Origin of the sequence: Rahnella sp. RFA10(1/100), assembly GCF_004195115.1 — a bacterium.
Lineage (GTDB): Bacteria > Pseudomonadota > Gammaproteobacteria > Enterobacterales > Enterobacteriaceae > Rahnella > Rahnella perminowiae.
The window spans coordinates 1,027,822-1,052,480 of sequence record NZ_SEWR01000001.1 but is presented as its reverse complement, the minus strand read 5'-3'; the positions used below and the strand labels follow the sequence as shown (position 1 = coordinate 1,052,480).

The following is a 24,659-nucleotide window of genomic DNA, read 5'->3' as shown; positions in this document are numbered from 1 at the left end:
TGATTTGATGGCACAGAAGTTTGCAAAAGTGTCGGATTAATTAATCATCCGATAAAATCTGTGGTCGGATCGCGCCATCCCTGACCAGTTCACGCGGCAAACTATTTTTAATCCTGCTGCCGATCCGCTTTGCTAATCCCAACGGCTGACCGAGCCATGTCACCAGACATTCATCAGCCGGAGGAGGAGTTTCCGGATAAATATCGACGCCGCGGAACCAGCTTTGCGCCAGTTCATCGTCAATGTCAAAACGGTTTTTAGCATCAGTATAGCTGAATGCCACCACGGCTTCGTGCTGCCAGCGGAAGCCTTTTGGAAAGCGTTCTGCCAGCCGGATACCAATACGCGAGAAGCGCACCTTGCCAAACAGGGGTTCCAATACCGCCGGGAACATCCAGATCTCTTTGTCACGCTGCCACAAAGTGTATTGTTTTTCCGGCCATGAAAGCCCGGACTGAGCGGCGGCTTTGATAATTTCCGCGCTGTCCAGACGGGAAAGCGGAGAGAAAGGAAAACGGCCTACTTTATACCCCGGAACAGGCAAGCGCGGTACAGAGTCCGTTTTACGAAAACGCGCGACGAAGAAACCTTCACTGTCATAAACCTGAGGGAATACGTGCAAATAACCTTCCGGCGTTACCGCTTTCTGCGCACCTGCGAATAAATCGGCCAGCGACTCACTTTCCACCGCATGAGCGTACGTATCGAGCAGCCACTGGCAGACCTGTTGATTTTCCTGTGCGTTGAGGGTGCAGGTTGAATAAACCAGTACACCACCTGGTTTCAGCGCATGAAAGGCACTGTCGATCAGTTCACGCTGCGTGGCGGCAATTTCTGAAACGCTGTTTTCAGACCAGTTGCTCATGGCATCAGGATCTTTACGGATAACCCCTTCGCCGGAGCAGGGGGCATCCAGCAGAATCGCATCGAAAGTTTCCGGCAATGCGGCACCAAATACACGCCCGTCAAAGTGTGTCAGTGCCGTGTTGCTGACACCACAGCGGCTGATATTGGCATGTAAAACTTTTACCCGACTTGCGGAATATTCATTGGCAACGATGCCCCCCTGATTTTCCATCAGCGCCGCTATCTGGGTCGTTTTTGAACCCGGTGCGGCGGCGATATCCATCACCAAAGCTGGCTGAGTATCATGCGAAAACAACGCGGTGACCGGCAGCATAGAGCTGGCTTCCTGAATGTAGAACAATCCTGCAAGATGCGATAAGGCATTGCCTAAGCGCGATTCATCGAGCGCATGGCGGTTGATCCAAAAACCTTCGGCGCACCAGGGCACAGGCTCTAAATCCCACTGATAACTGCCGGCGAGTGTAAGAAAGTCTTCCACGCTGATTTTGAGGGTGTTGACCCGCACACTGGGGCGAAGAGGGCGCTGGCAGGCGGCGATGAAATCCTCCATGCTCAGGCTGGCAGGCATGATGGCACGGGTAGCTTCCAAAAAAGCGGCGGGTAATTTATCAGCAAAAGTGCTGGCAGTGGTGAGCTTTGACAAGAATGCGGTTCCAGAGCTGAATAAGTTTTCAGCCGCGGAGTTTAGCATATTTCGCTTTGGGGGGAGGGCTTGAGTCATAGTCCGGAAAGGAAAAGGCCACCCTGAGGTGGCCTCCGGTGAAAATCATATTGGTTAGTTTTTAGGAATGGCGGTACCCCATTTCTGCCAGTCTTTCGGCGCTTCCGGATTGAGCAGGAAATGGTTGCCATTGGCGGCTTTCGGCGACAGCGGCGTTGTCGGCGGGGTCGCAAAAGCGATGCCGCCGCGGATAAACTGTTGGAATGTGCCGCTTTTAAAGACGCCGCCAGTCAGACCGAACTGCAAGTCATAACCCGATGCCAGCCAGAAAACGGAGTTTTCACGCACCAGATACTGGTATTTTTTGCTGATTCTCAGCGTCACGTTGACCCGGTCAGCCATCGCGCCAAGGTAGAAGCCTGAGACAGTTCCCACTTCGATACCCCGGAACAACACCGGCGTACCGATTTGCAATGAGCCGACTTCAGCAGCGTCAACAACAATGCCGAGACCGTCGGTGTAACGGGAGTCTGTGATGGTGGATTCCTGCAGGTCAAAATTGCGCGCCGGAACCCCTTTGCCTGCTTCAACGTTGATGTAAGGCTGGAGCAGGGTTTCCAGATTGCTGACACCGCCAGCCGAGATCTCCGGCGAAACAATCGAGAAGCGTGAACCGCGACGGGCAAAATCATTCACATATTCCGGATACAGCACAGCTTTGGCCGAAACCTGATTAAGCTGCGGATCGAGTTTCAGTGATTCGACCTGACCAATCGTAATGCCCAGATAGCGGATTGGCATGCCAGCGGAAAGCTTACTGGCATCATAAGTGTTCAGCGTTATCTGACTGCCAACGGCGCGGGCAGAAGTTTCGGAATCATACAGAACCCGTTTCACCCCTTTGCTGGTGGAGACACCTTCAAGATTATCAAAGCTGATGGCGCCTTTTAGCGCACGATCTAATGGCGAGGCCTGAACGGTCAGACCGCTGCCATTGAGTTGTACTTTCGCACCGCCTTCAGCCCAGAAAATACTTTTTTCTGACAGAAGGTTCCGGTATTGCGGCTGAATATACACATCGACTTCAAATTCGTTCGCTTTCGGGCGTACATTTACAATTTGCCCGACCTGAAACTTACGGTAAAGCACCACCGATCCTGCCTGGATATCTGGCAGGTTTTTTGCCGTCAATGTCAGCGTGGCGCCAGGCTGATCGCCCTGAATACCTTCAGCGGCCTTTTCTGCGTTGCTGTAAAGCGGGTATTTGGGCGCGGGCTCCCCTTTGCTTCCAGGAATAAGGCGGATACCCCCGTCGACCCATTCCTGCGCGCTGGCGCCCAGCACTTCCATGCCATCAATACCCAGCTTCACATCCAGGCGGCTGTTGACCACAAATTTGCTGTCTTTATGCAGGAGGTTTTTATATTCCGGCTTGATCGCGGCATTGAACAGAATACCTTCGTCAGTCAGCGTGCGGTCGATGACGGAACCGACGTTGATACCATAAAGTTTGATCGGCTGCCCCGCATCAATCCCATAGCTTTGCGGCGCAATCAGCTGAATCTTGACAGTGCCGGGGTTCTGGAGCAGACGCTGGTTACTGTCAAGCACCACGAAATGCTTTTGCGGTTCGCCATCGCCTGGGATCAATTCCAGGGTATTCCCCGTCAGCAGCTGGCTGAGATTAGCGTTGTTCAAACTAATTTTCGGGCTGTTCATTTCGATACGTGTACCCGTGCGCATCAGATCGACTACCGAAGGGTCGACAGTCAGTTTACCGACAACCTTATTGTCTGGCTGCAACGTCACATTGGTCAGCGTACCGACCTGCAACCCCTGATACATCAGCGGTGTCTGTCCTTCTGACAAGCCGTTACCGTTTGGTAAATCGAGATTAATCTCAACCCCGCGCTGGCTCTGCGCCAGATCCGGATATAACACGTAAGACTGATCTGCTTTGGCCGGATTACCTTCATTTGGCGAATCCATTGCAATGGCACCGTTAACCAGTGCGGCCAGGCTTTCCATTTGCACTTTCGCGCCGCTCAGGCTGAAGTCGCCTTTAAAGCCGGATACGTTCCAAAAGCGCGTGTTGTCTTTCACCAGACCGGCAAAACGCTTGTCGATCAGCAAATCAATGGTGACGCCGTCATTACCACTTTCAATGTCGTAATCGTAAACTTTCCCGATAGGAATTTTGCGGTAATACACCAGCGAACCGGTGCTGAGTGAGCCCAGATCTTTCGAATGCAAATGAATCATCAGTTCACCGGTATTCAGGCGGAATTTAGGCTGAGTATCGAGGGCAACGAAATGATCTTTTTCTTTACCTGGTCCCGGCATCATGCCGATATAATTACCGCCCACCAGCGCATCAAGCCCGGAAACCCCGGCCAGTGATGCTTTCGGAGTAACCAGCCAGAACTGTGTGCCTTCACGCAGGGCGTCAGATAAATCGCTTTTGATACTGACTTTTACCTGAATGGTACGCAGATCTTTAGTCAGGCTGATGGATTCTACTGTCCCAACCTCAACCCCCTGATAACGCACAGGAGTACGGCCCGCAACGATACCCGCTGCCGACTGGAAATCGATCGTAACAGTATTCCCACTCTCCTGATAGTTGCTGTAAATCAGCCATCCGGCGATCAGTAAAGCAATAAACGGCAGAAGCCAGAAAGGCGAAATCCGGCGCCTGTGTTTTATCCGTGCTTCAGTCGGAGTATTCGGCGTTTCCTGTTGCATGTGCATCCCAAATCAAGCGGCTATCAAGCCATTCAACGGCAAGAATGGTCAGTATTACGGCAGAGCCAAAGTAGAAGGCAGCCGGTCCCATTGTAAAAGACAAAAGCTGGTCACGGTTTACCAGCGACATCATTAAGGCAATAACAAACAAATCCAGCATCGACCAGCGTCCTATCCAGGTGACCAGTCGCAGTAAGCGGATACGCGTTTTCAATCCCTGAATCGCTTTAAAATGGATACTGAGTAACAGCGTCAGCATCACAATCACTTTGGTAAAAGGCACCAGTACGCTGGCGATAAACACAATCGCGGCAATCGGTATGTTCCCTGAGGTGGCCAGCGAAACGACGCCAGAGAAAATAGTGTCTTTCAGTTGCTGCCCGTTGGCATAAATGATGGAGATGGGTAACAAATTGGCCGGGATTAAAAATATCATTGCCGCCATCAGCGCCGCCCAGGTTTTTTGCAAACTGTGTTTGTAGCGTAGACGCATGGGCACGTGACAGCGAGGACAGCGCCCGCGTTCGTCCGGTAATCCCGTGAATTTGCAGGCAAGGCACAAGCGCAGTGAAGACGGCACGCCTTTCGGCCTGCGCTGCGGATAAAACTCCTCCCACAACTGCTCAATATTCAGATTAATCATTGTCAGCGTGACCATCACGGTCATCATCAGGTACGCAGTAAGCGCAATGCCGGCGTTGATATCCGCATATTCCTTGACCTTGATACTGGCGACGGCCATCCCAATCAGATAAATATCGAGCATGACCCAGTCTTTCAGGCGATCCAGCATCAGCAATACGGGCTTGAGATTCATTCCCAGCTTACGGCCAAAATGCAGATAAAGTATAGAAATCGCCAGGGTAAGCGGCGCTCCGATGGTGCAAAACGCCACCATGCTTGCCGTAACCGGATCGCCCTGGCGCGACATTTGCCAGATGCCTTCGAGCAGGCTGGCATCAATGCGCGTGCCGAGCAGGCGAATGCTGATCAGCGGTTCGGTGTAGGCGAAAGGCATCAGCAACAAAATGCTGATGGCCATAGTGATCAGCCTGGGGAGGGAACAGACTTTGCCTTTCTCTACCTTGGCATTACAACGCGGACAATGTGCCGTTTGCGTCCGCTTCAACGCCGGGAGCGAGAAAAGGTAATCACATTCATGGCAACGCTGGTAGCGAACATGCGGTAACTGGGCTGATATTGTGTGTATTTTCATAGTACCTGGAATAGTAAAGAATACCTGTTGTTACAATTACGCATCCCCAAAGGGGGGCAGGCGAGGCCATCACGCCAAGATCAGCCAGGTTTTTTTGACAAAATAACGTATTATGCGGTCGGCAAACAGTTATTGTAGGTGAGTCTTTTTGATGTCACACAGGATTAACCTTGTTCATATGGGCATTTAATGCTTATTTTATAGAGGTTAAGCACAACAGAACGGCTCAGTGCCCTTAGGTTATTATTGGTTACTACATGAATAAAGAAGCATTCTACACGGAATTAAAACGTGATTTGAACGCCTTGATCGCCGGAGAAAACAATTTTATTGCGACTCTGTCGAACGCAAGCGCCTTACTTTTTGAGCGTCTTGATGGCGTCAACTGGGTAGGTTTTTATCTGCTGGACGGTACAACACTGGTGCTCGGGCCATTCCAGGGTAAAATTGCCTGTGTGCGTATTCCGGTAGGAAAAGGTGTCTGCGGTACCGCAGTCGCGGAAAATGCCGTACAGCGTGTGGGGGATGTTCATGCCTTCCCCGGCCATATCGCCTGTGACGCAGCAAGTAATGCCGAAATTGTTCTGCCAGTGACCGTTAATGGCACAGTGATCGGCGTATTAGACATTGATAGCACCGTTTATCAGCGCTTCGATGAAGCGGATGAACAGGGGCTGACAGAGTTAGTCAGCGGGCTTTGCCAGCATCTCGAAAACTGCGATGCTGAAAAATATGTCAATCTGATTGTAAGTTGATCGTCGGATAACGTGGCATTTAATAATGGCGTCATTATAATGTCGCCTGTTCATGCCTGCGCCGGTTGGCAAACCCGTTGTAATCAGGAAATTTCATGGAAAATCAACCTAAGTTGAACAGTAGTAAAGAAGTCATCGCCTTTTTGGCTGAGCGGTTCCCGCTTTGTTTTACCGCCGAAGGCGAAGCACGCCCGTTAAAGATTGGTATTTTTGCGGATTTGGTCGAACGCGTGCAAGGTGAAGAGAATCTGAGCAAAACTCAGTTGCGCTCTGCTCTGCGTCTGTATACCTCAAGTTGGCGTTATCTGTACGGCGTTAAAGTTGGTGCGGAACGTGTTGACCTTGATGGTAACTCATGTGGCGTTCTTGAAGAGCAGCACGTAGAACATGCCCGTAAACAGTTGGAAGAAGCGAAAGCCCGTGTTCAGGCACAACGTGCAGAACAACAGGCTAAACGTCGTGAAGCCGGTGAAACCACTGAGCCACGTCGTCCACGTCCGGCCGCTAAAAAACCTGCGCCGCGTCGTGAAAATGCGCCCGCAGCTGTGGCTGGTCAGGAAAATCGCAAACCACGTACACCTCGCCCACCGCGTGAGGAAAAACGTGAACCGCGTCAGGTGCCAGTAACAGACATTTCAAAACTGCAAATTGGCCAGGAAATCAAAGTCAGAGCAGGTAAGAGTGCTATGGATGCCACCGTATTGGAAATTGCCAAAGACGGTGTCCGCGTTCAACTCTCTTCGGGTCTGGCGATGATTGTACGCGCAGAACATTTGCAGTTCTGATACGGAGGCCAACTCAGGCATGAACAAATTTGTCAGATTAAGCGTTATCGCGGGTCTGTTAATGGCAAGTGCAGGGCTGGTGAATACCAGCTTTGCAGCGAACGAGAGTACACCGGTAACTCTCGCTCAACTTCCTAATTTAACGCAGGATCCGCAGGATGCAACGGTGAGCGAGCGTGTTACTGCTCGTTTTACCCGTTCACATTATCGTCAGTTCGACCTTAATGCAGATTTCTCAGCGAAAATCTTCGACCGCTACCTCAACATGCTCGATTATGGCCATAACGTATTAATGGCTTCCGATGTCGCACAATTTACTGATAAACGTGCCACCTTGGGTGAGGAACTGAAATCCGGTCAGTTAACCACGCCATATGCTTTATTCAATCTGGCTCAAAAACGCCGCTTCGAACGCTATGACTACGCATTAAAAGTGCTTGAGCGTCCGATGGATTTCACCGGCAATGACACGATTGAACTTGATCGCAGTAAATCACCGTGGCCGAAAGATCGTGCTGAGCTGGACAAATTGTGGGATGCAAAAGTCAAATATGACGAGCTGAACCTCAAACTGACCGGCAAGAACGATCAGGAAATTCGTGATGTGTTGTCCAAGCGTTATCATTTTGCGATGAAACGCCTGACGCAAAGTAACAGCGAAGATGTTTTCCAGTTGATTATGAATGCCTTTGCGCATGAAATTGACCCGCACACTAACTATCTGTCTCCGCGCAGCACCGAGCAGTTTAATACCGAAATGAGTTTGTCTCTGGAAGGTATTGGTGCCGTCTTGCAAGGTGACGACGATTATACCGTCATCAATTCTATGGTTGCTGGTGGCCCGGCGGCCAAAAGTAAAGCCATTGCGGTTGGTGATCGTATCGTGGGTGTCGGGCAGGTTCAGGCAGGCAAACAGACTCCAATCGTGGATGTCATCGGATGGCGTCTTGATGATGTGGTCGCGTTGATCAAAGGCCCCAAAGGCAGCAAAGTCCGTCTGCAAATCTTGCCTGCGGGTAAAAATGCCAAGAACCATGTGATTACGCTGACCCGCGAGAAAATTCGTCTCGAAGATCGCGCCGTCAAAATGACCATCAAGAATGTTGGCGCCCAAAAAGTCGCTGTGATGGACATTCCTGGCTTCTATGTGGGCCTGACGGATGATGTCAAAGTTCAGTTGCAAAAAATGGCTAAGCAGAACGTTAACAGCTTAGTTATCGATCTGCGTACCAACGGTGGTGGCGCCCTGACGGAAGCAGTTTCGCTGTCGGGTCTGTTTATTCCAAGTGGGCCGGTCGTTCAGGTGCGTGACAATAATGGCCGCATCCGGCAGGACAGCGATACCGATGGCGTCGTTTACTACAAAGGTCCGCTGGTGGTTCTGGTTGATCGCTTCAGTGCTTCGGCATCAGAGATCTTCGCGGCCGCTATGCAGGATTATGGCCGTGCGCTGATTGTCGGTGAACCGACCTTTGGTAAAGGTACGGTTCAGCAGTACCGTTCGCTGAACCGTATTTACGATCAGATGCTGCGACCTGAATGGCCTGCGCTCGGTTCTGTGCAATATACTATCCAGAAGTTCTATCGCATCAATGGCGGCAGTACTCAGCGTAAAGGGGTTACCCCGGATATCCTGATGCCAACCGGTATTGAATCGATTGAAACCGGCGAGAAGTTCGAAGATAACGCACTTCCGTGGGATAGCATTAATGCGGCGACTTACACCAAATTAGGCGACATGAAGCCGTTCCTGCCTGAATTGTTGAAAGATCATGAAGCCCGTATTGCGCAAAATCCTGAGTTCCAGTACATCCAGCAAGACATTGCCCATTACAAGGCGCTGAAAGACAAACGTAACATTGCCTCTCTGAATTACGCACAGCGTGATAAAGAAGATAAAGAGGATGATGCACTGCGTCTGAGTCGTCTGAATGAACGCTTCAAGCGTGAAGGGAAGAAGCCGCTGAAATCTCTCGACGATTTGCCGAAAGATTATGTTGCTCCGGATCCTTACCTCGATGAAGCTGACCATATTGCTGTTGATCTCGGTAATCTGGAAAAGTCTCAGGCTGATCAGGCACCGGCGAAATAACGGTTGTGAAAGCCATACTGAAAGCGCACTCCGGTGCGCTTTTTTTATGCGTGTGTTTTGTATGAAGCTTCGAAAGTATCCCGCAGAGTGATACGGAAAAATGTTGATATTTCAGGTCACTCTGTGAATAAAACGCTTCAAAATGTAAAGTATTGTGAATTCAGGTCTTCAGAACGCGCGGGCTCTTGAATCCTGATAAGAAGCCCATAGGATCAGTACAGCCGGGTGCTATGTGCCGGCGGTATGACTCGCTAATAACAATGAAGTAACAATGAGGAAGTGAAATTTTATGATGCGTATAGCGTTGTTCCTGCTGACTAACCTGGCCGTTATGCTGGTATTCGGGCTGGTGCTCAGCCTGACTGGCATTCAGCACAGCAGCGTGCCGGGGTTGATGATCATGGCCGGGCTGTTTGGCTTCGGGGGTGCAATTGTCTCATTGCTGATGTCGAAATGGATGGCGTTACGCTCTGTGGGCGGGGAAGTTATTGAACAGCCTCGTAATGAAACTGAGCGCTGGCTGATGGAAACAGTACGCCGTCAGTCTCATCAGGCGGGCATTGCGATGCCACAGGTGGCGATTTATCACGCGCCCGATATTAATGCGTTCGCAACTGGGGCGCGCCGTGATGCCTCTCTGGTGGCCGTGAGTACCGGACTGCTGCAAAGCATGAGTCAGGACGAAGCCGAGGCGGTTATTGCCCATGAAATCAGCCACATTGCTAACGGCGACATGGTGACCATGACCTTGATTCAGGGGATCGTGAATACCTTTGTGATCTTTATTTCACGTATTATCGCACAGGTGGCTTCCGGATTCCTTTCCGGCAACCGGGATGGCGAAGAGAGCAGCAACGGCAACCCGTTAATTTATTTTGCCGTGGCGACCGTGCTGGAGCTGGTCTTTGGTATTTTGGCCAGCATGATTACGATGTGGTTCTCGCGTCACCGTGAATTCCATGCGGATGCGGGTTCTGCAAAACTGGTAGGCCGTGAGAAAATGATTGCTGCGTTGCAGCGCCTGAAAACCAGTCACGAACCACAGGAAGCGGGCAGCATGATGGCATTTTGTATCAACGGTAAATCCAAATCATTCAGTGAGCTGTTTATGTCTCACCCGCCGCTGGATAAACGTATCGAAGCGCTGCGCAGCGGTGCATATATCAAGTAACCAGCCTTTGGTCATTACTGATAAAAAACCCGGCAAGTTGCCGGGTTTTTTTATGTCAGGATTTCAGGTTATCCGCCTCTTTCTGGCTGCTGGTTTTCTGCGTCATCCTTAGCAAGCTGACCAGCGCGCCGGTTCCGGCCAGCGTCCCCGCAAGTATCAGCGATGCGTGGGTGCCATGTTGCGGGAACAGGTTAAACATGAGGGCAACCATCGCCGCGCCAGTTGTCTGACCCAAAAGACGCGCGGTTCCCAACAGTCCGCTTGCTCCGCCACTGCGATTTCGCGGTGCAGCCGTGATGATCGTATGGTTGTTGGGGGACTGGAATAAACCAAAACCGGCCCCACAGAGCAACATGCGCCAGATGATGTTCAGATGAGAAGGCTCTGGTGGCAGCAATGACAGCGAAAAGAGCCCGAATGAGAACACGACCAACCCGATTCCCCCCAGCATTCCCGGATGAAAACGTTCAACCAGACGCCCGGCAATCGGTGCCATCACCATCGTCGCCAGCGGCCAAGGGGTGAGCAGAAGACCCGTTTCTACGGAATTCAAGCCGAGTGTATTTTGCAGGAAGAAGGGCAAAGAAACGAAAGCCAGCATCTGGGCACTGAAAGAACACAGCGAAGTACCCAGTGACATGCTGAAAATAGGAATACGCAATAAATCGATCGGCAACAGCGGGAACGGCTGCGAAAGCTGTCTGCGTACAAAGAACCAGCCGATGATCAGGAGGGCCATGACTTCCCCCAGGATCAGCGTGTGGTTCTGGCCTTGTGCAAAACCACTGATGGCACTGATGAGCAGCCCGAAGGTCAGGGCATTCATCACGCTGCTGATGATATCAAAACGCTGCCCCTGACTTCGTGTCGCATTGGCCGGTAAAAACTTCAACCCGAGGAGCAGCGCAACGATACCAATCGGAACGTTGATAGCGAACAGCCATTGCCAGGAGGCCACCGACAGAATACCGGCGGCAATCGTTGGCCCCGCCGCCGCTGAGACGGCGACGATAAGCGCATTAATCCCGACGCCACGCCCTAAGAAGCGCTGCGGATAAATAATTCGTATCAGCGCGGTATTCACACTCATGATTGCTGCCGCCCCGAAACCTTGTAACACGCGGGCGACAGTCAGTGTCATCAATGAATCCGATAAGGCGCAAAAGAGCGAGGTGATGCTAAATACCAGCAATCCCGTCTGGTAGATACGGCGGTAGCCGAAGATATCACCGAGCGAAGCCAGCGAAAGCAGGGAAATCGTGATCGCCAGCTGATAGGCGTTAACCACCCAGATAGAGGTTGCCGGGCTGGCATGGAAATCATTAGCGATAGTGGGCAGCGCAACGTTAGCGATAGCACCATCGAGTACAGAAACGGTAATACCGAGCGCAATGGTCAGAATAGCACCATATCGTTGTGGGACGGGTAATCCGTCAGCAGGTGAAGGAGTCATGAGGCCTGTCAGTGCGTAGTCATCATAGAGGGGAATATTACTACGCTAATTAACGTAAAGTGACAATTGTCACATGAGGTAATGAATTTTTTATCTGTCTGTCGGGAATGAAACTGGCTTAACAGTTCTTACATTCTTGATCAATGGGTTGATTGCTTCTCAGCGAGGCTTGCCATTATAATAAAAACCACGTTCTATTTTTTTTGAAACAATCTCAACGCGAGCAGGTAATATATCCTATGGCTATCGCAGATCTTGATAAGCAACCCGATTCCGTCTCCTCAGTCCTGAAAGTTTTTGGCATTTTACAAGCGCTCGGGGAAGAGCGTGAGATCGGTATCACTGAACTTTCTCAGCGTGTGATGATGTCCAAAAGCACCGTTTACCGTTTTCTTCAGACGATGAAATCTCTGGGGTATGTTGCACAGGAGGGGGAGTCCGAGAAATACTCCCTCACGCTCAAGTTATTTGAACTGGGTGCCAGGGCGTTGCAAAACGTCGATCTGATCCGCAGCGCTGATATTCAGATGCGCGAATTATCCCGTCTGACCCGCGAAACCATCCACCTGGGCGCACTGGATGAAGACGGGATTGTCTACATCCATAAAATTGACTCAATGTACAACCTGCGTATGCATTCACGCATTGGTCGGCGCAATCCGCTGCACACCACGGCAATCGGTAAGGTGCTGCTGGCGTGGGGCGATAAAACCGAAGTTAATGCGCTGTTGCAGGTGATTGAATTTACCCGCAGCACTGAAAATACCATCATGAATGCTGCCGATTTGCAGACTGCGTTGGATCAGGTTCGCGCGCAGGGGTTCGGTGAAGATAATGAAGAACAGGAACAAGGGCTTCGTTGTATTGCAGTGCCTGTATTCGATCGCTTTGGTGTGGTCATTGCGGGTCTGAGTATTTCTTTCCCGACGATACGGTTCTCAGAAGAAAGCAAAAGTCATTATGTGGAAATGTTGCATACTGCCGCGCGTAATATTTCAGAGCAAATCGGTTTTCACGATTATCCGTTCTGAATTACCGTGTTCTCAGTTACTGCGTTATTTCAGGCATAAAAAAACCGAAGCCACTGGCTTCGGTTTTTTGTTGGTAGCAATCTGAAATTAACGGTGTGCCAGCTCCGCTGTTTCTTCAGAGTCCATTACCGATTTATCTGTCTGTTTCAGCAACTGGCTGGTGATGGTACCGGCAGTCATTGAACCGCTGACATTCAGCGCGGTACGCCCCATATCAATCAGGGGTTCGACAGAAATCAACAGGGCAACCAGTGTAACCGGCAGCCCCATGGCCGGCAATACGATCAGGGCGGCAAACGTTGCACCGCCACCCACACCGGCAACACCGGCCGAGCTCAGGGTAACGATACCCACTAAGGTTGCAATCCATACGGGATCAAACGGGTTGATGCCAACCGTGGGGGCAACCATCACAGCCAGCATGGTCGGATACAGACCAGCACAACCGTTCTGACCAATCGTTGCCCCGAAAGATGCCGCAAAGCTGGCGATAGATTCAGGGATACCCAGACGGCGTGTCTGCGCTTCAACGCTCAGCGGGATGGTCGCCGCACTTGAACGACTGGTGAAAGCAAAAGTCAGCACCGGCCAGACTTTACGGAAGAATTTCGCCGGATTAACACCGGTGAATGACAGCAGCACCGCGTGAATAACAAACATGATGCCCAGCCCCAGATAAGACGCCACAACGAAGCTGCCCAGCTTAATGATATCCTGAACATTCGAACCTGCGACGACTTTTGTCATCAGAGCCAGTACGCCATACGGGGTCAGTTTCATAACCAGACGCACCAGCTTCATCACCCATGCCTGCAGGGTATCGATGAAGGCCAGAACACGCGGGCCTTTTTCTGCATCATCTTTCACCAGTTGCAGGGCCGCGACGCCCACGAAGGCAGCGAAGATCACGACGCTGATAATGGATGTCGGGCTAGCGCCTGTCAGGTCAGCAAACGGGTTCTTCGGTATAAAGGAAAGAATCAGCTGAGGCACGCTCAGGTCAGCCACTTTGCCGACATAATTAGTCTGAATTGCCGTCAGCCGCGCCGTTTCCTGCGTGCCCTGTACCAGGCCGTCAGCGGTGAGACCGAACAGGCCGGTCACGAAGATACCCACCAGAGAAGCGATAAGCGTGGTGAACAGCAGGGTGCCGATGGTCAGTAAACTGATTTTACCCAACGATGACGCGTTATGCAGTTTCGCCACTGCGCTCAGAATAGAGACAAACACCAGCGGCATGACGATCATTTGCAGCAACTGGACGTAGCCGTTACCGACAACATTGAACCAGGTAATTGAGGTTTTCAGTACCGGATCATCGGAACCGTAGATCAGCTGTAAAGCCAGGCCAAATACCACACCCATAGCCAGACCCAGCAAAACTTTTTTTGCCAGACTCCATTGCTTGTCGCGGGTTTGCGCCAGCAGCAAAAGCAGGGCAACGAAAACCACTACGTTAAGAACGAGCGGAAGATTCATACCAGACTCCAAACTTATAATTTTGATAAATGAAACGGGTGTTTCCGGAAAGGACTGCACCATCCCAAAGCATTGGGGTGCAGAATAACAGTTTGATGGCCTGACTATTTATATCCAAAAGTAATTCGTTATAACTTTTTGGTTATATTTGTATTGATTTTAGCCAATCTGGCAGTGTTTCATTCTGTTCAGATGAATAATTTCAGCAGGTGATTAAAAAAATCCGGATTTATTGCACCAATGATGGGCGTCCAGTCTGGCCAGAAAAGGGTCAGACCGACCAGAATAAGGCAGAGTGTCCGTTCGAGCTGATTCCCTTGCTGACTGTTAATTAAAGGTAACCGGAAACGCCACCGACAAGGCCAGAGCAGTGGCACACCTGCGGGTGTCAGCATATCAGCCAGAATATGGCTCAGATAACCAATAATCATGGCGTGGAAAGCGTCAGCTGGGATCACCCAGTCGTGAGGGAAATGAGTACGTAAAAGAAAAATCCCACCGGCCACAGCCAGCAAACTGTGAGTGAACCCGCGGTGACCGAAAGCCCGCGCGATGGGGGCTGACAGCCATTTGAGACGCTGTCCCAGCACCGATTTGGGGTGATCAATATCAGGCAGCAGACAAGTAAGCAAAGAGCCGGGAATGATATGCCACCAGTCACCATGCGCCAGCTCGGGAGAAAGCTGTGCCTTCTTGGCAAATACTGCACAGGCTATTGAGAAAATGAGATGGCCTTCCGCCGTCATGACGCGTCCGAACTGGATAACTGTTATTTTATCCAGTATAAGTGAAACTGTCACAATCTTGGAAGAGATGCCCTGTAACTAATTGTCAACGAGCTGATAAAAAACAAGAAAGGCGTATAAACAGACGCCTTTCGGTGTCACTTATGGTGCCATTAACGCGCAAGCCAACCGCCATCGACGGCAATCGTGTAGCCATTAACGTAATCAGATGCTTTTGACGCCAGAAAGACGACCGGCCCCATCACATCTTCTGGCAGACCCCAGCGTCCGGCGGGGATCCTGTCGAGGATTTCTTTGCTGCGTTCTTCATCTGCACGCAACTGTTCCGTGTTGTTGGTCGCCATATATCCTGGGGCGATCGCATTCACATTGACGTTGTGCTTCGCCCATTCATTGGCCATCAGTCGGGTCAGACCCATTACGGCGCTTTTTGACGCCGTATAGGAAGGCACCCTTATTCCACCCTGATAGGAGAGCATAGAGGCAATATTTATAATCTTGCCGCCGTTGCCTTGCTTGATGAACTGTTTCGCGGCTGCCTGAGACATAAAGAACAGCGTTTTACTGTTCACATTCATCACATCATCCCAGTTTTTCTCGCTGAATTCGATGGCATCTTCGCGACGGATAATCCCGGCGTTATTGATCAGAATATCGATATGACCAAATTCTCCGACAGCCTTCTCAATCAGCTCCGGAATACCCTGAATGCTGCTCAGGTCTGCTCTCAGATCGAGAAATCGGCGACCTGCCGCGGTGACCTTTTTTTCTGTTTCTGCAGGTGCTGACAGGTTAATACCCACGATATCGCATCCCGCCTGCGCAAGGCCTAGCGCCATGCCCTGGCCCAGCCCGGTATTGCAACCGGTGACGATGGCGACTTTGCCGCTTAATTCAAATGAACTGAGGATCATATTCAGAGTCTCTTTTGCCACGGCGCGTTCGCCATAAAAGATGAGTCGCTCTGCCGGTTAAAGCAGAGCGGGGAGGAGTTAACGCAGTTCGCTGACTTTGACGTGATCCATGTCGTCGAATACCTGGTTTTCACCGACCATGCCCCAGATAAAGGTATAGTTTTTGGTGCCCACACCGGCGTGGATTGACCAGCTTGGAGAGATAACGGCCTGTTCATTGTGCACTAATAAATGACGGGTTTCCTGTGGTTGCCCCATCATATGGAACACGGCCGTCTCTTCTTCCATATTGAAGTAGAAATACACTTCCATACGGCGTTCATGGGTATGGCAAGGCATGGTATTCCACAGGCTGCCTTCTTCCAGTTTGGTCAGCCCCATGGTCAGCTGGCAGGTTTCCAGAACGTCAGGCACGATGAATTTATTGATGGTGCGGCGGTTACTGGTGGCTGCATCACCGATGGTCTGCGGAGAGGCTTCCGCCAGCGTGATTTTTTTGTTCGGGAAAGTGGTATGAGCCGGTGCGCTGTTGTAGTAAAACTTAGCCGGTTTTAACGGATCAACACTGCTGAACTCAACCCGTTGTGCCCCTTTGCCGACATACAACGCTTCTTCATGACCGATTTCATACGTCGTGCCATCAACCACGATCAGGCCCGGACCACCAATATTGATCACGCCGAGTTCGCGACGCTCAAGAAAATAGCTTACGCCAAGCTGTTTACCAACTTCATCACCCACGGATACCGTTTTTTCAGCGGGCATGACGCCCCCGACAATGATGCGGTCAATATGGCTGTAGGTCATGGTGTAGGCATTTTTCTCGAAAATTTTCTCAATGAGAAATTCACGGCGTAATTCAGCGGTATCAAGTGTTTTAGCGTGGTCGCTGTGGATACTTTGACGAACTTGCATGTGGGTGCCTCTCATAGATGACGAGATTAAGGAGGACTTACCGGGCGAGTCTGACCGTTGCGTGGCAGTGACAGGGTACAGAAGCAGGAGAGCTCCCGGCTCGTCCTTGTTGCAGAAATCATAGGTTGATTGACATGTTAATTCAATAAAAATGAAATGATGTTTTATTTATTTTATGAGTCAGTTCAAGATTTACGAAATTAAACGAAGCTTAAAAAATTTCGCAGTGGAAATGTGGGATGAGGACATTCAGGCAGGAGGGAAGTCCTGAAATTACGCAGCCGCATGTGCGGCTGCGTATAAAGTTAACTGATATGCACCACATGCAGTTGTTCGAGGGAAGAAAGTTTGACATCGGCGAGCGCCCAGCGCGGATCCATACTGTATTCCTGGTCCGGCACTACCACCGAGCGCATACGCGCGGCTTTGGTGGCGATCATGCCATTAAAAGAGTCTTCGAGCGTCACACAGTGCAGGGGATCAACCTGTAATTCTCCCGCAGCCAGCAGATAGACCTCAGGATGGGGTTTGCTGTAAGGCAGCTTTTCCGCAGAAACACGAACCTCAAAGAAAGATTGTAAATTAAACATTTCCAGCACGGTATCGAGCATAAACAGCGGTGATGCAGAGGCAAGACCAATTTTAAGCCCCTGATCACGGCAAAGTTCAAGGGCATGATTTACGCCAGGCAGCAGCGGCCGGGTTTGCTCCACCAGTTCAATCGTGCGGGCGATGATCATCGAGCACACTTCTTCCTGATCCGGACCCCGCCATGGAAGCGCCTGATACCACATTCTGACCACCTGATCGATACGCAAACCTAGCGTATCCGGCAATAAATGGCGCTGGGAAATATCAACACCCAGGCGACTGAAAACGTCCAGCTCAGCCTGAGTCCATAAACGTTCAGAATCAATTAACAGACCATCCATATCGAAAATTGCTGCATTAACAGGGCGGATATAAGCCATGAAAGCGGACTCCCTTACAATAAATAGAAACCCACTCTAACATTGGCGGGAATGTAGGTGAAATCAGAGACGGAGGGCTGTTGTTCCGGCACTGCCATGCTAACTGATTAAAACATTGGGCGGAGCAGCCTTTCTATGGGTAAACTTAGCCGTTGCTTTAGGTATCCTAACAAGGGGAATTCATGACGTACCAACAAGCCGGACGTGTGGCAGTCATTAAACGAATAGCGGGATGGATCATCTTTATTCCTGCTCTGCTTTCAACGCTGATTTCTTTGCTGACTTTTATCAATGAGCACACTAAAACGGAGCAGGGCATCAACGCGGTCATGCTGGATTTCGTCCATGTGATGGTGGATATGGTGAAGTTCAATACGGCGTTTCTCAATGTCTTTTGGTACAACTCACCGGTGCCTGCTTTAGGACAGGGTGTTACCAGCGCGAACGTCATGTTCTTTGTCATCTACTGGCTGATTTTTGTGGGTCTGGCACTTCAGGCTTCCGGCGCGAGAATGTCCCGTCAGGTGAAACACATTCGCGAAGGGATTCAGGATCAGCTTATTCTGGAACAGGCGAAAGGGGTTGAAGGACGTACGCGTCCGCAAATCGAAGAGCGTATCGTGATACCGCGACACACTATTTTGGTGCAGTATTTCCCATTGTATATTTTGCCAATTATCATCGCTGTCATCGGCTATTTCATTTTGAAATTATTAGGATTAATTGCCTGACATACTGACGACATATTTATAACGCTTTTCGGTAAGCATGATAAATAAGGCCTGAATACTGACGTGTTCAGGCCTTATTTTCTCAGGGCTAAAAGATTAATTTTGCTAACTGATATCTTCATGTAGCAGTCTTTCTATGGCGCGTTGTGCAACCACAAGATGCTGACCACCGAATAAATTGCTGCGGTTAAGCAGGTAATATAACTGGTAGACGGGTTGCCTGGAAATGAAGTCATCAGGGAGCGGAGTTTCACTTTGATAACCGTCATATAATTGCGGCGGGATATTAGGATACAACGGCAGCATAGCCAGATCGCATTCCCGGTCTCCCCAGTAGCAGGCAGGGTCAAAAATCACCGGACCATCATCCGATAAACCACAGTTATGCGGCCATAAATCGCCGTGTAAAAGTGAAGGTTGCGGCTGATGATTCTGCAAGCGTGCATAAACCATGGCCGTGATATCTTCGATATTGCCAAACATCATCCCTTTTTCTGCAGCCAGTTGTAGCTGCCAGCCAATACGCTGTTCAGCAAAGAAGGTGGCCCAGCGTCGTTGCCAGCTGTTGGGCTGCGGAAGCGTCGCCAGTTCATTATCGAAATCCAGACCGAATTGCAGTTGCTCACTCCACTGGTGCAATGTGGCAAGTTGCTGACCTAAAACATAGGCATTATGTGCATCCAGCGGTTTTTGCGGGATATATTCGAGTAAGAGGAAACTGTAATCACGATCACTGCCTACGCCATAAACTTCCGGTACCCGGACGGTCTGGCTGCGCGCAAGCAGGGCAAGCTGATCGGCTTCAGCGGCAAAGATAGGCAACATTTCGCGTGTATTACATTTTACGAACACATCCCTGTCACCATAACTCAGCCGCCAGGTAGGGTGGATTTCGCCCCCCGGGAGCTCAACACGTTCGCGGATTTCAGCATTACCTAAGTGTTCACTCAACAAACGATTGATGGCTTGCCACATGGTATTACCCCTTCTGACTGGCCCGATAATTCATTAAGTTAGCGTTTTTCTCGCTTCGAAAACCCGATCCGGCGCACGGCTGAATCAGATGATGATGTCAATTTATGTCATTTCTGAGATGGCTAAATAGGAAATGCCATCAGCGAACCGATTAATTTAGGAATAAGTAACCTGAAACAGGTTTTATAAGCGGAATTGTCTTATCGACATCATCTCAACCCCCTTGTTTAACAAAGCAATAATAATAATAGACGAAAAATATATTCAGGTGTGGGAAGAAGATGTATATGCTACATCTCGTCCCAGTCGCGAGAGAGATAACGTGAAACCAAACATTCTTTATTTGATGGCCGCGCTATTGCTGGCGGGTTGCGCTAAAGAAACACCGGTTCAGACCACGCGTTTTTTGAATCCATCGCCGCCACCTCAGCGCGATACTTCATTAATGCATCCGGGGCCTTATGGTGATGTTATTCACCAGGCGGCAAATACTTACGGCGTCGACGAAACACTCGTTAAAGCGATCATTCAGGTCGAATCTGGATATAACCCAACCGTTGTCAGCAAATCGAATGCGATTGGGTTAATGCAGCTAAAGGCCTCAACGGCAGGACGCGATGCCTACCGGATGAAAGGACGTTACGGTCAGCCCACGCCGCGTGATTTAAAAGATCCGGCGGTTAACATTGACCTTGGAACGGCTTATTTAAGCATTTTACAACAGCAGCTTGCCGGCATTAATAACCCTGAAACCCGCCGTTACGCCACTACGCTGGCCTATGTGAACGGAGCAGGGGCATTGCTGAGAACGTTCGACAAAGATAAAACGTATGCGATTGCGAAAATCAATCTGATGACGCCCGCAGAGTTTTCTGCCCATGTGCAGAAAAAACATCCGGCACCACAAGCCCCACGCTATCTGTGGAAAGTGAACAATGCCTATCTGGCTATGCGATAAGCATGGTTTTTCCCGCCAGCGGCTCAGGCTGCTGGCGGGAAGGTTTTAATAATCTCGATAATGCCGTTGATAACGAACTGAACGCCCATACACACCAGCAAAAATCCCATCAGACGTGAAATCGCCTCAATTCCGCTTTTCCCGACCAGACGCATAATCGCCCCGGAACTGCGCAGGGATATCCACAAAATCAAACCCACTAAAAAGAAAATCATCACCGGCGCAACGATAATGATCCAGTGCGGATAGTCAGATGACTTGACCGTCGCAGCACTGCTGATAATCATGGCGATAGTGCCTGGTCCGGCGGTACTTGGCATCGCAAGAGGAACAAAAGCGATATTTGGCGAATCCTGCTTCTTCATTTCAGCCGTTTTGTTTTCGATAAGGATTCTTTCTTCTACGTGCGGCTGAGGGAAAAGCATCCTGAAACCGATAAAGGTGACGATGAGTCCCCCCGCAATACGCAGACCGGGAATGGAAATCCCGAAGGTATTCATCACCACTTGTCCTGCGTAATACGCCACCATCATGATGATAAAGACATACACTGAGGCCATCAGCGACTGCTGGTTCCTTTCCTGAGTGGTCATATTCCCTGAAAGGCCGAGCATCAGGGCAACGGTTGTCAGCGGATTTGCCAGCGGAAGCAGCACCACCAGACCCAGTCCAAGTACCTCAAATAATTGCCTGATTTCTGTCATCTTCTTCTCTTTTTCAAATGCATCTCTGGTTACCTTAGCGTCTCAGAGAAGATTACACGAAAAATATCCGCGATTAGCAACACAGGTTGCTGGAAATTCGCACTTTACGGGTGGTAAACTTGTCGGCTGTTTTCGCGTCGCATCCCGGTACAAGACCGTGCAGTATTCAGGGTGCCTATATTTGGCAAGGTAAAGCTAAATAGCGTGAATAACTACGTGAATTTAAACTCAAATATTTTTCTAGATGTGCTCTGTCGTGTGGGGCACCACTGTAGATTAAGGAATTAGCATGCCTGTCATTACTCTTCCTGATGGAAGCCAGCGCGTTTTTGATCGCCCCGTTTCTCCTCTGGATGTTGCCCTTGATATCGGTCCTGGTCTGGCGAAAGCCTGTATCGCGGGTCGTGTTAACGGCGAACTGGTTGATGCCACCGATCTGATTGAGGTTGATGCGCAACTGGCGATCATTACTGCTAAAGACGAAGCCGGTCTTGAAATTTTGCGCCACTCCTGTGCGCACCTTTTGGGTCATGCCATTAAACAACTCTGGCCAGACACCAAAATGGCAATCGGCCCGGTTATCGATAATGGCTTCTACTACGACGTCGATTTAGATCGCACGCTGACTCAGGAAGATATCGAACTGCTTGAAAAGCGCATGCACGAACTGGCTGAAAAGAATTACGACGTTATTAAAAAGAAAGTCAGCTGGCAGGAAGCGCGTGACACCTTTGCAAGCCGTGGCGAAGAATACAAAGTGGCGATCCTGGATGAAAACATCAGTCATGATGATCGTCCGGGCTTGTATCACCATGAAGAATATGTGGATATGTGTCGTGGCCCACATGTACCGAACATGCGTTTCTGCCATCATTTCAAACTGCAGAAAACCTCCGGTGCATACTGGCGTGGCAACAGCGATAACAAAATGCTGCAACGTATTTACGGCACCGCATGGGCAGATAAAAAGCAACTGAATGCATACATTCAGCGTCTGGAAGAAGCCGGTAAACGTGACCACCGTAAAATTGGTAAGCAGCTTGATCTCTACCACATGCAGGAAGAAGCTCCGGGCATGGTGTTCTGGCACAACGACGGCTGGACTATTTTCCGCGAGCTGGAAGCCTTTGTACGCATGAAACTGAAGTCTTATGACTATCAGGAAGTAAAAGGTCCGTTCATGATGGATCGCGTGCTGTGGGAAAAAACCGGTCACTGGGAAAACTACAAAGAAGCGATGTTCACCACTTCTTCTGAAAACCGGGAATATTGCATCAAACCAATGAACTGTCCGGGACACGTTCAGATCTTCAATCAGGGACTGAAATCCTACCGCGACCTGCCATTGCGTATGGCTGAGTTCGGCAGTTGCCACCGTAATGAGCCCTCCGGCGCATTGCATGGCCTGATGCGAGTTCGTGGCTTCACTCAGGATGATGCTCATATCTTCTGTACTGAAGAGCAGGTACGTGACGAAGTAAACAGCTGTATCCGTATGGTGTATGACATGTACAGCACTTTTGGTTTCGAAAAGATCGTGGTGAAATTATCCACCCGTCCTGAGAAGCGCATTGGTACTGATGAAATGTGGACACGTGCTGAGGATGATCTCGCGGCTGCGCTGACTGAAAACGATATTCCGTTCGAATATCAGCCAGGTGAAGGGGCGTTCTACGGTCCGAAAATTGAATTTACCTTGCATGATTGTTTGGATCGTGCGTGGCAGTGTGGTACCGTGCAGCTCGACTTTTCATTACCTGGTCGTTTGAACGCCTCTTATATTGGCGAAAGTAACGACCGTCAGGTTCCGGTAATGATTCACCGTGCTATCCTGGGTTCGATGGAGCGCTTCATCGGTATTCTGACTGAAGAATACGCTGGCTTCTTCCCGACCTGGATGGCTCCGGTTCAGGTAGTGATCATGAACATCACTGATGCACAAGCTACCTATGTCGAAGAATTAACTAAAAAACTGCAAGATGCAGGCATTCGCGTTAAAGCCGACTTGAGAAATGAGAAGATTGGCTTTAAAATTCGCGAACACACGCTACGCCGTGTTCCTTATATGTTAGTTTGTGGCGATAAAGAGGTCGAAGCAGGCAAAGTTGCTGTTCGTACCCGCCGCGGCAAAGACTTAGGAAGCATGGATGTTAGCGAAGTCGTTGACAAACTGCTGGCGGAAATCCGCAGCAGAAGTCTTCATCAACTGGAGGAATAAAGTATTAAAGGCGGAAAACGAGTTCAACCGGCGCGTCCTAATCGCATTAACAAAGAGATTCGCGCGCAAGAAGTTCGCCTCACAGGCGTCGATGGCGAGCAGATTGGTATTGTCAGTCTGAATGAAGCTCTTGAAAAAGCTGAGGAAGCGGGCGTCGATTTAGTAGAAATCAGTCCGAATGCCGAGCCGCCAGTTTGTCGAATCATGGATTACGGCAAATTCCTCTACGAGAAGAGCAAGTCGACCAAAGAGCAGAAGAAGAAACAAAAAGTTATTCAGGTTAAGGAAATCAAATTCCGACCTGGTACCGATGATGGCGACTATCAGGTCAAACTACGCAACCTGATTCGCTTTCTGGAAGATGGCGATAAAGCTAAAATCACCCTGCGTTTCCGTGGGCGTGAAATGGCGCACCAACAGATCGGTATGGAAGTGCTTAACCGCGTCCGTAAAGACCTGTGTGAAGATTCTGAACTGGCCGTTGTCGAATCCTTCCCTACGAAGATCGAAGGTCGTCAGATGATCATGGTGCTCGCACCTAAGAAGAAACAGTAAGGCTTCCAAGTAATCCTGCTGCGCGGTGCCCGCACCGCGTATGCTGGATTCGCCTTTCTGATTCATGTTAATAACAATGCGAAGTGGAATTTAAAATGCCAAAGATCAAAACAGTACGCGGCGCCGCTAAACGCTTCAAAAAAACCGCCAACGGTGGTTTTAAGCGTAAGCACGCAAACCTGCGTCATATTCTGACCAAAAAAGCTACTAAGCGTAAACGTCACTTGCGTCCAAAAGGCCTGGTATCCAAGAACGATTTGGGTCTGGTCTCTGCATGTCTGCCGTACGCATAAATACACTTTTTTTCATCTAGAATATAAAACTCAGGAGAGCATATGGCTCGCGTAAAACGTGGTGTGATTGCACGTGCACGTCACAAGAAAATCTTAAAACAGGCGAAAGGCTACTACGGTGCCCGTTCTCGCGTATATCGTGTTGCATTCCAGGCTGTTATCAAAGCTGGTCAATACGCCTACCGTGACCGTCGTCAAAAGAAACGTCAGTTCCGTCAGCTGTGGATCGCGCGTATCAACGCAGCAGCTCGTCAGAACGACATGTCTTACAGCAAATTCATTAACGGCTTGAAAAAAGCTTCTATTGAAATTGACCGTAAGATCTTGGCTGACATCGCGGTATTCGACAAAGTGGCATTCTCTGCACTGGTCGAAAAAGCGAAAGCAGCTCTGGCGTAAGTCAGGTAAAAGAGGGAGCTTGCTC

The 24,659-nt window shown here is 50.0% G+C and carries 22 protein-coding genes; 11 read left to right on the top strand and 11 right to left on the bottom strand.

The window, feature by feature from the left end:
* Window positions 1-40: 40 nt before the first annotated feature.
* The 3 genes from rsmF to yebS all read right to left on the bottom strand — a co-directional run bounded on the left by rsmF (window position 41) and on the right by yebS (window position 5,489).
* Entirely contained in the window at window positions 41-1,558 is a 1,518-nt protein-coding gene (gene rsmF, locus ETV65_RS04650; RefSeq protein ID WP_129951749.1) for a 16S rRNA (cytosine(1407)-C(5))-methyltransferase RsmF, read from the bottom strand.
* 84 nt (window positions 1,559-1,642) lie between these two features.
* Entirely contained in the window at window positions 1,643-4,273 is a 2,631-nt protein-coding gene (locus tag ETV65_RS04645; protein ID WP_129951748.1) for a PqiB family protein, read from the bottom strand.
* A complete protein-coding gene (gene yebS, locus ETV65_RS04640; protein WP_129951747.1) occupies window positions 4,242-5,489 on the bottom strand; it encodes a membrane integrity lipid transport subunit YebS in 1,248 nt (415 codons plus the stop codon). Before yebS ends, ETV65_RS04645 begins: the two co-directional genes overlap by 32 nt.
* A 257-nt stretch (window positions 5,490-5,746) precedes the next feature.
* Between yebS and ETV65_RS04635 the strand changes: the two genes are divergently transcribed.
* The 4 genes from ETV65_RS04635 to htpX all read left to right on the top strand — a co-directional run bounded on the left by ETV65_RS04635 (window position 5,747) and on the right by htpX (window position 10,292).
* Window positions 5,747-6,244 carry a GAF domain-containing protein gene (locus tag ETV65_RS04635; protein WP_129951746.1) on the top strand — a complete coding sequence of 166 codons (498 nt, stop codon included), beginning with the start codon at window positions 5,747-5,749 and terminating at the stop codon, window positions 6,242-6,244.
* 95 nt (window positions 6,245-6,339) lie between these two features.
* Window positions 6,340-7,029, top strand: coding sequence for an RNA chaperone ProQ (gene proQ, locus ETV65_RS04630; protein ID WP_015697850.1), 690 nt, complete (start codon window positions 6,340-6,342; stop codon window positions 7,027-7,029).
* A 19-nt stretch (window positions 7,030-7,048) separates the two neighbouring features.
* Window positions 7,049-9,121, top strand: a complete 2,073-nt coding sequence (gene prc, locus ETV65_RS04625) for a carboxy terminal-processing peptidase (protein WP_129951745.1) — start codon at window positions 7,049-7,051, stop codon at window positions 9,119-9,121.
* Window positions 9,122-9,410: 289 nt separating this feature from the next.
* Window positions 9,411-10,292 (top strand): protease HtpX, encoded by an 882-nt coding sequence (gene htpX, locus ETV65_RS04620; RefSeq protein ID WP_129951744.1) that lies wholly within the window; start codon window positions 9,411-9,413, stop codon window positions 10,290-10,292.
* Window positions 10,293-10,347: 55 nt separating this feature from the next.
* On the opposite strand, the gene ETV65_RS04615 is transcribed toward htpX, so the two are convergent.
* Window positions 10,348-11,745: an MFS transporter gene (locus ETV65_RS04615; protein WP_129951743.1), complete on the bottom strand. Its 1,398-nt coding sequence runs from the start codon at window positions 11,743-11,745 to the stop codon at window positions 10,348-10,350.
* Window positions 11,746-11,984: 239 nt separating this feature from the next.
* Here ETV65_RS04615 and kdgR point away from each other — a divergent pair, with 239 nt between their 5' ends.
* Window positions 11,985-12,776: a DNA-binding transcriptional regulator KdgR gene (gene kdgR / locus ETV65_RS04610; protein ID WP_129951742.1), complete on the top strand. Its 792-nt coding sequence runs from the start codon at window positions 11,985-11,987 to the stop codon at window positions 12,774-12,776.
* A gap of 87 nt (window positions 12,777-12,863) precedes the next feature.
* Here the strand turns inward: kdgR and ETV65_RS04605 are convergent, their stop codons facing one another.
* From ETV65_RS04605 to hxpB, 5 genes are all read right to left on the bottom strand, one after another.
* Entirely contained in the window at window positions 12,864-14,255 is a 1,392-nt protein-coding gene (locus ETV65_RS04605; RefSeq protein WP_129951741.1) for an L-cystine transporter, read from the bottom strand.
* A 188-nt stretch (window positions 14,256-14,443) separates the two neighbouring features.
* Complete coding sequence (locus ETV65_RS04600; RefSeq protein ID WP_129951740.1) at window positions 14,444-15,001, bottom strand: metal-dependent hydrolase; 558 nt, start codon at window positions 14,999-15,001, stop codon at window positions 14,444-14,446.
* A 152-nt stretch (window positions 15,002-15,153) separates the two neighbouring features.
* The gene (kduD, locus tag ETV65_RS04595) at window positions 15,154-15,915 is read right to left on the bottom strand and encodes a 2-dehydro-3-deoxy-D-gluconate 5-dehydrogenase KduD (protein WP_129952134.1); all 762 of its coding nucleotides are present in this window, start codon (window positions 15,913-15,915) and stop codon (window positions 15,154-15,156) included.
* Between the two features lie 78 nt (window positions 15,916-15,993).
* Window positions 15,994-16,830, bottom strand: a complete 837-nt coding sequence (kduI, locus tag ETV65_RS04590; RefSeq protein ID WP_129951739.1) for a 5-dehydro-4-deoxy-D-glucuronate isomerase — start codon at window positions 16,828-16,830, stop codon at window positions 15,994-15,996.
* Between the two features lie 305 nt (window positions 16,831-17,135).
* Window positions 17,136-17,801: a hexitol phosphatase HxpB gene (gene hxpB / locus ETV65_RS04585; protein ID WP_129951738.1), complete on the bottom strand. Its 666-nt coding sequence runs from the start codon at window positions 17,799-17,801 to the stop codon at window positions 17,136-17,138.
* Between the two features lie 182 nt (window positions 17,802-17,983).
* On the opposite strand from hxpB, the gene ETV65_RS04580 reads away from it, so the two are divergent.
* Window positions 17,984-18,532, top strand: a complete 549-nt coding sequence (locus tag ETV65_RS04580; protein ID WP_129951737.1) for a YniB family protein — start codon at window positions 17,984-17,986, stop codon at window positions 18,530-18,532.
* Between the two features lie 105 nt (window positions 18,533-18,637).
* Here ETV65_RS04580 and ETV65_RS04575 read toward each other — a convergent pair whose 3' ends face one another.
* The gene (locus tag ETV65_RS04575; protein ID WP_129951736.1) at window positions 18,638-19,507 is read right to left on the bottom strand and encodes a fructosamine kinase family protein; all 870 of its coding nucleotides are present in this window, start codon (window positions 19,505-19,507) and stop codon (window positions 18,638-18,640) included.
* 346 nt (window positions 19,508-19,853) lie between these two features.
* Here ETV65_RS04575 and ETV65_RS04570 point away from each other — a divergent pair, with 346 nt between their 5' ends.
* Window positions 19,854-20,465 (top strand): transglycosylase SLT domain-containing protein, encoded by a 612-nt coding sequence (locus ETV65_RS04570; RefSeq protein WP_153376299.1) that lies wholly within the window; start codon window positions 19,854-19,856, stop codon window positions 20,463-20,465.
* Window positions 20,466-20,488: 23 nt separating this feature from the next.
* On the opposite strand, the gene ETV65_RS04565 is transcribed toward ETV65_RS04570, so the two are convergent.
* A complete protein-coding gene (locus tag ETV65_RS04565) occupies window positions 20,489-21,160 on the bottom strand; it encodes a MarC family NAAT transporter (RefSeq protein WP_205951569.1) in 672 nt (223 codons plus the stop codon).
* A gap of 298 nt (window positions 21,161-21,458) precedes the next feature.
* Here ETV65_RS04565 and thrS point away from each other — a divergent pair, with 298 nt between their 5' ends.
* The 4 genes from thrS to rplT all read left to right on the top strand — a co-directional run bounded on the left by thrS (window position 21,459) and on the right by rplT (window position 24,634).
* A complete protein-coding gene (gene thrS / locus ETV65_RS04560) occupies window positions 21,459-23,387 on the top strand; it encodes a threonine--tRNA ligase (RefSeq protein WP_095921433.1) in 1,929 nt (642 codons plus the stop codon).
* A gap of 3 nt (window positions 23,388-23,390) precedes the next feature.
* The gene (gene infC / locus ETV65_RS04555) at window positions 23,391-23,942 is read left to right on the top strand and encodes a translation initiation factor IF-3 (RefSeq protein ID WP_013576136.1); all 552 of its coding nucleotides are present in this window, start codon (window positions 23,391-23,393) and stop codon (window positions 23,940-23,942) included.
* Window positions 23,943-24,037: 95 nt separating this feature from the next.
* Complete coding sequence (gene rpmI, locus ETV65_RS04550) at window positions 24,038-24,235, top strand: 50S ribosomal protein L35 (RefSeq protein WP_013576135.1); 198 nt, start codon at window positions 24,038-24,040, stop codon at window positions 24,233-24,235.
* A 42-nt stretch (window positions 24,236-24,277) separates the two neighbouring features.
* Complete coding sequence (gene rplT / locus ETV65_RS04545; protein WP_013576134.1) at window positions 24,278-24,634, top strand: 50S ribosomal protein L20; 357 nt, start codon at window positions 24,278-24,280, stop codon at window positions 24,632-24,634.
* Window positions 24,635-24,659: the final 25 nt, after the last annotated feature.

Coding starts and splice junctions, on each gene's coding strand:
- kdgR (WP_129951742.1), top strand. CDS start 11,985: ATGGCTATCGCAGATCTTGATAAGCAACCCGATTCCGTCTCCTCAGTC.
- ETV65_RS04605 (WP_129951741.1), bottom strand. CDS start 14,255: ATGAATCTTCCGCTCGTTCTTAACGTAGTGGTTTTCGTTGCCCTGCTT.
- kduD (WP_129952134.1), bottom strand. CDS start 15,915: ATGATCCTCAGTTCATTTGAATTAAGCGGCAAAGTCGCCATCGTCACC.
- proQ (WP_015697850.1), top strand. CDS start 6,340: ATGGAAAATCAACCTAAGTTGAACAGTAGTAAAGAAGTCATCGCCTTT.
- thrS (WP_095921433.1), top strand. CDS start 21,459: ATGCCTGTCATTACTCTTCCTGATGGAAGCCAGCGCGTTTTTGATCGC.
- ETV65_RS04615 (WP_129951743.1), bottom strand. CDS start 11,745: ATGACTCCTTCACCTGCTGACGGATTACCCGTCCCACAACGATATGGT.
- ETV65_RS04600 (WP_129951740.1), bottom strand. CDS start 15,001: ATGACGGCGGAAGGCCATCTCATTTTCTCAATAGCCTGTGCAGTATTT.
- ETV65_RS04570 (WP_153376299.1), top strand. CDS start 19,854: ATGGCCGCGCTATTGCTGGCGGGTTGCGCTAAAGAAACACCGGTTCAG.
- rsmF (WP_129951749.1), bottom strand. CDS start 1,558: ATGCTAAACTCCGCGGCTGAAAACTTATTCAGCTCTGGAACCGCATTC.
- prc (WP_129951745.1), top strand. CDS start 7,049: ATGAACAAATTTGTCAGATTAAGCGTTATCGCGGGTCTGTTAATGGCA.
- hxpB (WP_129951738.1), bottom strand. CDS start 17,801: ATGGCTTATATCCGCCCTGTTAATGCAGCAATTTTCGATATGGATGGT.
- ETV65_RS04635 (WP_129951746.1), top strand. CDS start 5,747: ATGAATAAAGAAGCATTCTACACGGAATTAAAACGTGATTTGAACGCC.
- yebS (WP_129951747.1), bottom strand. CDS start 5,489: ATGAAAATACACACAATATCAGCCCAGTTACCGCATGTTCGCTACCAG.
- ETV65_RS04575 (WP_129951736.1), bottom strand. CDS start 19,507: ATGTGGCAAGCCATCAATCGTTTGTTGAGTGAACACTTAGGTAATGCT.
- ETV65_RS04580 (WP_129951737.1), top strand. CDS start 17,984: ATGACGTACCAACAAGCCGGACGTGTGGCAGTCATTAAACGAATAGCG.
- kduI (WP_129951739.1), bottom strand. CDS start 16,830: ATGCAAGTTCGTCAAAGTATCCACAGCGACCACGCTAAAACACTTGAT.
- rplT (WP_013576134.1), top strand. CDS start 24,278: ATGGCTCGCGTAAAACGTGGTGTGATTGCACGTGCACGTCACAAGAAA.
- htpX (WP_129951744.1), top strand. CDS start 9,411: ATGATGCGTATAGCGTTGTTCCTGCTGACTAACCTGGCCGTTATGCTG.
- ETV65_RS04645 (WP_129951748.1), bottom strand. CDS start 4,273: ATGCAACAGGAAACGCCGAATACTCCGACTGAAGCACGGATAAAACAC.
- rpmI (WP_013576135.1), top strand. CDS start 24,038: ATGCCAAAGATCAAAACAGTACGCGGCGCCGCTAAACGCTTCAAAAAA.